The sequence below is a fragment of the Streptomyces sp. NPDC054796 genome (genome assembly GCF_053611545.1).
In genome coordinates this window covers 1-6,093 of the sequence record NZ_JBSHAO010000124.1, presented here as the reverse complement: position 1 = coordinate 6,093, position 6,093 = coordinate 1, and the positions used below count along the sequence as shown (strand labels likewise).

Sequence of the window (6,093 nt, the reverse complement as noted above, 5' to 3'; positions counted from 1 at the left end):
TCAAAATCGGGCTTTCGTCGAACCAATTCCGGCACGCCGAAATAGGCCCCACGAAGAGGGGAATCGAACTTCAGTAGTGGTTGCCGTCGGACGGCGAGAGGTGCCGCCATGGGGCCTGACCGGCTCCGTGGCAACTGTTAGAGGCTACACCACGCCCAGGGCGAGCTTCAAACCTGAGCGCGGTGACTCGTTCGGGTGACAATCAGCCCTTGCCGGAGGCCAGTTCGCGGCTGCGGTCCCTGGCGGCCTCGATGGCATCGATGAACGCGGCGCGGACGCCGTGGTTCTCCAGCTCGCGCATGGCGTTGATCGTCGTGCCCGCCGGAGAGGTGACGTTCTCGCGCAGGGTCACCGGGTGCTCTCCGCTGTCGCGGAGCATCGTGGCGGCGCCGACGGCGGCCTGGACGATCAGTTCGTGGGCCTTGTCGCGCGGGAGGCCGAGCAGGATGCCCGCGTCGGCCATGGTCTCGACCAGGTAGTAGAAGTACGCGGGGCCCGAGCCCGAGAGGGCCGTGGCTGCGTCCTGCTGGGTCTCGGGGACGCGCAGGGTCTTGCCGACCCCGTTGAAGATCTCCTCGGTGAGAGAGAGGTGCGCCTCCGTGGCGTGGGTGCCGCCCGAGATCACGGACATGGCCTCGTCCACCAGCGCCGGGGTGTTCGTCATGACCCGTACGACGGGGGTGCCCTGCGGCAGCCGCTCCTCGAAGAACGTCGTGGGGATGCCGGCGGCGCCGCTGATGACGAGCCGGTCGGCCGGTACATGGGAGGCGAGGTCGTCCAGGAGGGTGCCCATGTCCTGCGGCTTGACCGTGAGGATGAGGGTGTCCGCGTTCTTGGCGGCCTCGGGGTTGGTGACGGGCTCGACGCCGTAGCGGGCGCGGAGTTCCTCGGCGCGTTCCGCGCGTCGGGCCGTCACCAGGAGGTGGGACGGCTCCCAGCCGCCTCGCAGCATGCCGGAGAGCAGTGCCTCACCGATCTTGCCGGTGCCGAGGACTGCGACTTTCTGGGTCATGTGGCGGCTCACCTCGTCCAATGCGTGCATGTGCCGTGCCGACTGCCATGCCGGCTGCCGTGCCGACGACTTTCCGCCGTTCATCCTCGCACCGGCCCGTGGCGCGGTGCCGGTCCGTCCGCCTGGTGGATGGGGCCCCGTTCCCCGTCTCCCGTCCCCCGTTACGGCGTACGGCGGCGGAGGGTGGCCGCGCCGAGGGTGAGGACCAGGAGGGCGCAGCCCGCGACGACGATGACGTCGCGCACGAAGTCGCCGGAGGGGTCGGCGCTGTGGACGACCTCGGTCATGCCGTCGACCGCGTAGGACATGGGCAGCACGTTGGAGACGTACTCCAGGACCGGCTGCATGGTGTCGCGGGGCGCGAAGAGGCCGCACAGGAGGATCTGCGGGAAGATCACGGCGGGCATGAACTGGACGACCTGGAACTCGGACGCCGCGAAGGCGCTCACGAAGAGGCCCAGTGCCGTGCCGAGCAGCGCGTCGAGCAGGGCGATCAGGAGCAGCAGCCAGGGGGACCCGGCGATGTTCAGGTCCAGGAACCAGACGGCGACGGCGGTGGCAGCGGACGCCTGGACGACGGCGAGGAGGCCGAAGGCGAGCGCGTAGCCCATGATCAGGTCGCCCTTGCCGAGGGGCATGGAGAGCAGGCGTTCCAGGGTGCCCGAGGTGCGTTCGCGGAGGGTCGCGATGGAGGTGACCAGGAACATCGTGACCATCGGGAAGATGCCGAGCAGGGAGGCGCCGATGCCGTCGAAGGCGCGGCGGTCGGCGTCGAAGACGTAGTAGAGGAGCACGAGCAGCAGGACGGGGACCAGGAGCAGGAGCGCGATCGTGCGGGGGTCGTGGCTGAGCTGGCGCAGGACGCGGCGGGCCGTGGCGAGGGTGCGGGTCGTGTTCATGGCGGGGTCTCCGAGGCTGCGAGGCTGCGAGGCTGCGGGTGGGTGCCTGGGGCTCGTGCGGACTCGTGCGGGCTCAGGTGTTCGGGGGGTCGGTGGCGCGTGCCTCGTCGACGAGGTGGAGGAACGCCTCCTCGATGGAGCCGGTGCGGGTGCGGGTGCGCAGGGCTTCGGGTGAGCCGTCGGCGAGGAGCCTGCCCTCGCGCATGAGCAGCAGGTTCTGGCAGCGGTCCGCCTCGTCCATGACGTGCGACGAGATCAGCAGCGTCGTCCCCCTGGTCCCGTCGCCCCCGGTCGCGGCGAGCCGGTGGAAGAGGTTCCACAGGTCGCGGCGGAGGACGGGGTCGAGGCCGACGGTGGGTTCGTCGAGGACGAGGAGTTCGGGGCTGCCGAGGAGGGCGACGGCCAGGGAGACGCGGGAGCGCTGTCCTCCGGAGAGGTTGTCGGTGAGGGAGTCGGCGTGGGAGGTGAGGTCGACGTCGGCGAGGGCCCGCTCGACCTGGGCCGCGCGCTCCTGGCGGGGGACGCCGAGGACGGCGGCGTAGTAGTCGAGGTTCTGGCGCGCGGTGAGGTCGCCGTAGACGGAGGGGTCCTGGGTGACGTAGCCGACGCGGGAGCGCAGGGCGCGGGAGCCGGCGGGGCTGCCGAGGACGTCGAGCGTGCCGGTGACCTTGGCCTGGGTGCCGACGATGGCGCGCATCAGCGTGGACTTGCCGCAGCCGGAGGGGCCGAGGAGGCCGGTGACGGTGCCGCGCGGGATGTCGAAGGCGAGGCCGTCGATGACGGTGCGGGCTCCGCGGACCACGGTGAGCGAGGCGGCGTGGACGGCGGGTGTGGCGGGTGTGCCGGCGGGGGCGCCGCGGTCGGGTGGCGCGGCCGTCTCCGGGCCCTTCGCGGACGTCCGCGATTTATTCATCATGTGTTGAATAATCCTGCGGCGGACCGGGGGCGTCAAGCGCAAATCGGACGCACAGCCACCCGACGGCACATGTGAGGGCGGAATCCGGCCATTTATGCGTCGTCGTTCACTCAGCGTTCACATACCGACTTGCAAAGCGACACAACGCTTTGGACACAATGGAGTTCGCTGTCCACTGCACTCGGAGGGGGGATCTCATGCGACGAAACAAGACCGTCGTCCGGTCCCTCGTCACGGCCGTGTCCCTCCTCCTCTCCGTGCTCTTCTCCGTCGACTGCGCTGCCGCGCAGGTCACCCCGTCCGCTGAGCGCGTCTCCGTGTCCGCGGAGCGTTCGCCGACGTCCGAGGGCGAGCACACGAAGCAGTCGCCCAAGGACTGTCAGATGCGGCGCGGGGCCCGCCAGCCGTTCGTGGCACCGACGCCTGTGCCGCAGCAGGTGGTCATGTGCGGTTGCGATTCCCGGGTGAATATGCCGGAGCACGTGGTGGTCCCGGTCACGGGGAGTGAGGCCGTCCCCAGAGCGAGATCGGTCGAGATCCCCCTGATGCACCAGGTTTTCCGCTGCTGATCCCGCGTCCGCGCGTACGGCCCTGATCCGTACCCCCCACCACGCGTCACACCACGCGTCCCCCCCTATCCCCCGCAGCGATCTGACCGCCCCTCCCCGCGCAGGCACGCACCCTCGTGCCCACGGAACCGGGACGGCCGTACGCGCACGCTCGCGGCGTACCGCTCTCCGGCGAACCCAGGGCCTCCGGCCCGAGTCCGCCGCATCGGCGTACCCCCACACCCGCGTGCCAGGACCGTCTTGTGCCCTGGGCAAGGTGCCCGCTGTGCCGCGGCCGGAGCGGGCTGGAGGCAACCCTCATGCATTCCTTCATCCACCACGCACGCGACTTCCACTCCCGCATAGCCACGCGCGACGAGGAACGGGAGCGCTTCGGGAAGCTGGCCGACGGGCAGTCGCCCGAGGTCCTGTTCATCACCTGCTCGGACTCCCGGGTCGTCCCCTCGCTGATCACGGGCGCGGGCCCCGGTGAGCTGTTCGAGCTGCGTACGGCGGGCAACGCCGTGCCCCACTACGGTGCCGCCGAGCGGCCCAGCGGCGAGGCCGCGACCATCGAGTACGCGGTGTGCGTGCTCCAGGTGCCGAACATCATCGTCTGCGGCCACTCGCACTGCGGCGCCGTGGGCGCCCGGGTGCGCGGCGACGACCTGGCGGCCGTGCCCGCCGTGAACGGCTGGCTCAGCAGCCAGCTCGCCGAGCCGTCCGAGCTGGCCCTCGCCACCGAGGAGCGGGACGAGCCCCAGGTCTCGGCCGCCGTGCAGCGGCACGTGCTCGCCCAGCTGGAGCGGCTGCGCGGCTACCCCTGCATCGCCGAGCGCCTCGACGCCGGGCAGCTCGGGCTGCACGGCTGGTTCTACGCGGTGGACACCGGGCTCGTGCTCGGCCACCAGCCGTCCGTCGACGCCTTCCTGCCGCTCTGAGGTCCCGCCATGACGAACACTGACATGAACAAGAACACGGCCGGACCGCCCGGCAACGGCAACGGCAACAGCTCCAGCGGGAAGCAGAGCCTGCTGGAGAAGGTGAACCCCTTCAAGAGCCGTGGCACGCTGCGGGCCGACTTCACCGCGTCCCTCGTCGTCTTCCTCGTCGCCCTGCCCCTGTGCGTCGGCGTCGCCGTCGCGTCCGGGGTGCCCGCCGAACTCGGGCTGATCACCGGCATCGTCGGCGGCCTCGTGACCGGCTTCCTGCCCGGCAGCAGCCTCCAGGTGAGCGGCCCGGCGGCCGGGCTCACCGTGCTCGTGTACGAGGCCGTGCAGACGTACGGGCTCGGCGGGCTCGGCGTCCTGGTGCTGGCGGCCGGGCTGCTCCAACTGCTGATGGGCACCCTCAAGCTGGGGCGCTGGTTCCGGGCGATCTCCGTCGCCGTCGTCCAGGGCATGCTCGCGGGCATCGGCCTGGTGCTGATCGCGGGCCAGGTGTACGCGCTGGCCGACGCGTCGGCGCCGAGCAGCGGCCTCGCGAAGATCGCCGGGTTCCCCGGACTCGTCGTCGACGTGCTCAGCTCCAGCGAGGCGCTGACGGCTGTCGCGGTCGGCGTGGGCACGATCGTGATGCTGTTCCTGTGGCCGAAGTGGAAGCGGGGCAACAAGGTGCTGCCCGGCCCGCTGGCCGCCGTCGCGCTGGCGACGGGCGTGACCGCGCTGTTCGGGCTGCCGATCGCGCGGGTCGAGGTGCAGGGCCTGATCGAGGCCGTACAGCCGCCGGGGCTCGACGACTTCGCCGGGCTCGCCTCGGCCGGGATGCTCGGCACGGTGCTCGCGTTCACGCTGATCGCCTCGGCCGAGTCGCTCTTCAGCGCGGCTGCCGTGGACCGGCTGCACGACGGGCCGCGCACGCAGTACGACAAGGAACTGATGGCGCAGGGCGCGGGCAACGCGGTCTGCGGTGTCCTCGGGGCGCTGCCGATGACGGCCGTCATCGTGCGGAGTTCGGCCAATGTCTCGTCGGGCGCGAAGACCAAGGCGTCGCGCGTGCTGCACGGGGTGTGGCTGCTGGTGTTCGCCGCCGCGTTCCCCGCCGCGCTCACCGTGATCCCGGTCGCGTCGCTGGCCGGTGTCCTCGTGCACGCGGGCTGGAAGCTGATCCCGACGAAGGAGCTGGGGCCGCTGTGGCGCCAGCACCGTGCCGAGGCCGTCGTCCTCGCGACGACCGCCATCGCGATCGTGGTCACCGACATGTTCCAGGGCGTGCTGATCGGTCTGCTGATGGCCGTCGTCAAGTCGGCGTGGGAGACCTCGCACGTGCACGTCGAGGTCGACGGGCTCGACGACGGGCTGGACGAAGCGCCGGCTGCGGACGCGGCCGGGGAGCGGCGGCCCCTGCGGGTGCGGGTGCTGGGGAACGCGACGTTCCTGCGGCTGCCGAAGCTGCTGGACCAGTTGGAGGTGCTGCCCGCCGACCGTGCCGTCGAGCTGAACCTCGAAGGGCTGCGGCACATGGACCACGCGTGCGGGATGGCGCTGGCCACGTGGGAGGAGCGGCACAACTCCGTGGCGGGCAGGCCCGAAGCGGGGTCCGGTGCGGCTGATTCCGCGCTCAGGGGCTCGGGTTCCGGTTCGGGCCCGTCGAACGACGGCGCGGACTCCTCGTCCGCGGCCTCGCAGGAGCGGGCCTCCGTGTGACGGTTCGCTGAGGCGGCGTCGCCGTCGCACTCGGCGAGGTTGAGATGAGGGCGCGGCCCGGCGGTTACGTACC

Annotated in this window: 6 protein-coding genes; 3 read left to right on the top strand and 3 right to left on the bottom strand. The window is 71.3% G+C overall.

Annotation, left to right across the window (positions count from 1 at the left end):
- Positions 1 to 202: 202 nt before the first annotated feature.
- The 3 genes from proC to ACWGJ2_RS39905 form a co-directional block, all read right to left on the bottom strand.
- Entirely contained in the window at positions 203 to 1,012 is an 810-nt protein-coding gene (gene proC, locus ACWGJ2_RS39915; RefSeq protein ID WP_453351320.1) for a pyrroline-5-carboxylate reductase, read from the bottom strand.
- Positions 1,013 to 1,173: 161 nt separating this feature from the next.
- On the bottom strand, positions 1,174 to 1,911 hold the full coding sequence (locus ACWGJ2_RS39910) for an ABC transporter permease (RefSeq protein ID WP_453351319.1): 738 nt from the start codon (positions 1,909 to 1,911) through the stop codon (positions 1,174 to 1,176).
- 73 nt (positions 1,912 to 1,984) lie between these two features.
- Positions 1,985 to 2,827 carry an ABC transporter ATP-binding protein gene (locus ACWGJ2_RS39905; protein WP_453351318.1) on the bottom strand — a complete coding sequence of 281 codons (843 nt, stop codon included), beginning with the start codon at positions 2,825 to 2,827 and terminating at the stop codon, positions 1,985 to 1,987.
- 197 nt (positions 2,828 to 3,024) lie between these two features.
- Here ACWGJ2_RS39905 and ACWGJ2_RS39900 point away from each other — a divergent pair, with 197 nt between their 5' ends.
- The 3 genes from ACWGJ2_RS39900 to ACWGJ2_RS39890 all read left to right on the top strand — a co-directional run bounded on the left by ACWGJ2_RS39900 (position 3,025) and on the right by ACWGJ2_RS39890 (position 6,020).
- The gene (locus tag ACWGJ2_RS39900; RefSeq protein ID WP_453351317.1) at positions 3,025 to 3,396 is read left to right on the top strand and encodes a hypothetical protein; all 372 of its coding nucleotides are present in this window, start codon (positions 3,025 to 3,027) and stop codon (positions 3,394 to 3,396) included.
- Between the two features lie 299 nt (positions 3,397 to 3,695).
- A complete protein-coding gene (locus ACWGJ2_RS39895) occupies positions 3,696 to 4,316 on the top strand; it encodes a carbonic anhydrase (RefSeq protein ID WP_453351316.1) in 621 nt (206 codons plus the stop codon).
- Positions 4,317 to 4,325: 9 nt separating this feature from the next.
- On the top strand, positions 4,326 to 6,020 hold the full coding sequence (locus ACWGJ2_RS39890) for a SulP family inorganic anion transporter (protein WP_453351315.1): 1,695 nt from the start codon (positions 4,326 to 4,328) through the stop codon (positions 6,018 to 6,020).
- Positions 6,021 to 6,093: the final 73 nt, after the last annotated feature.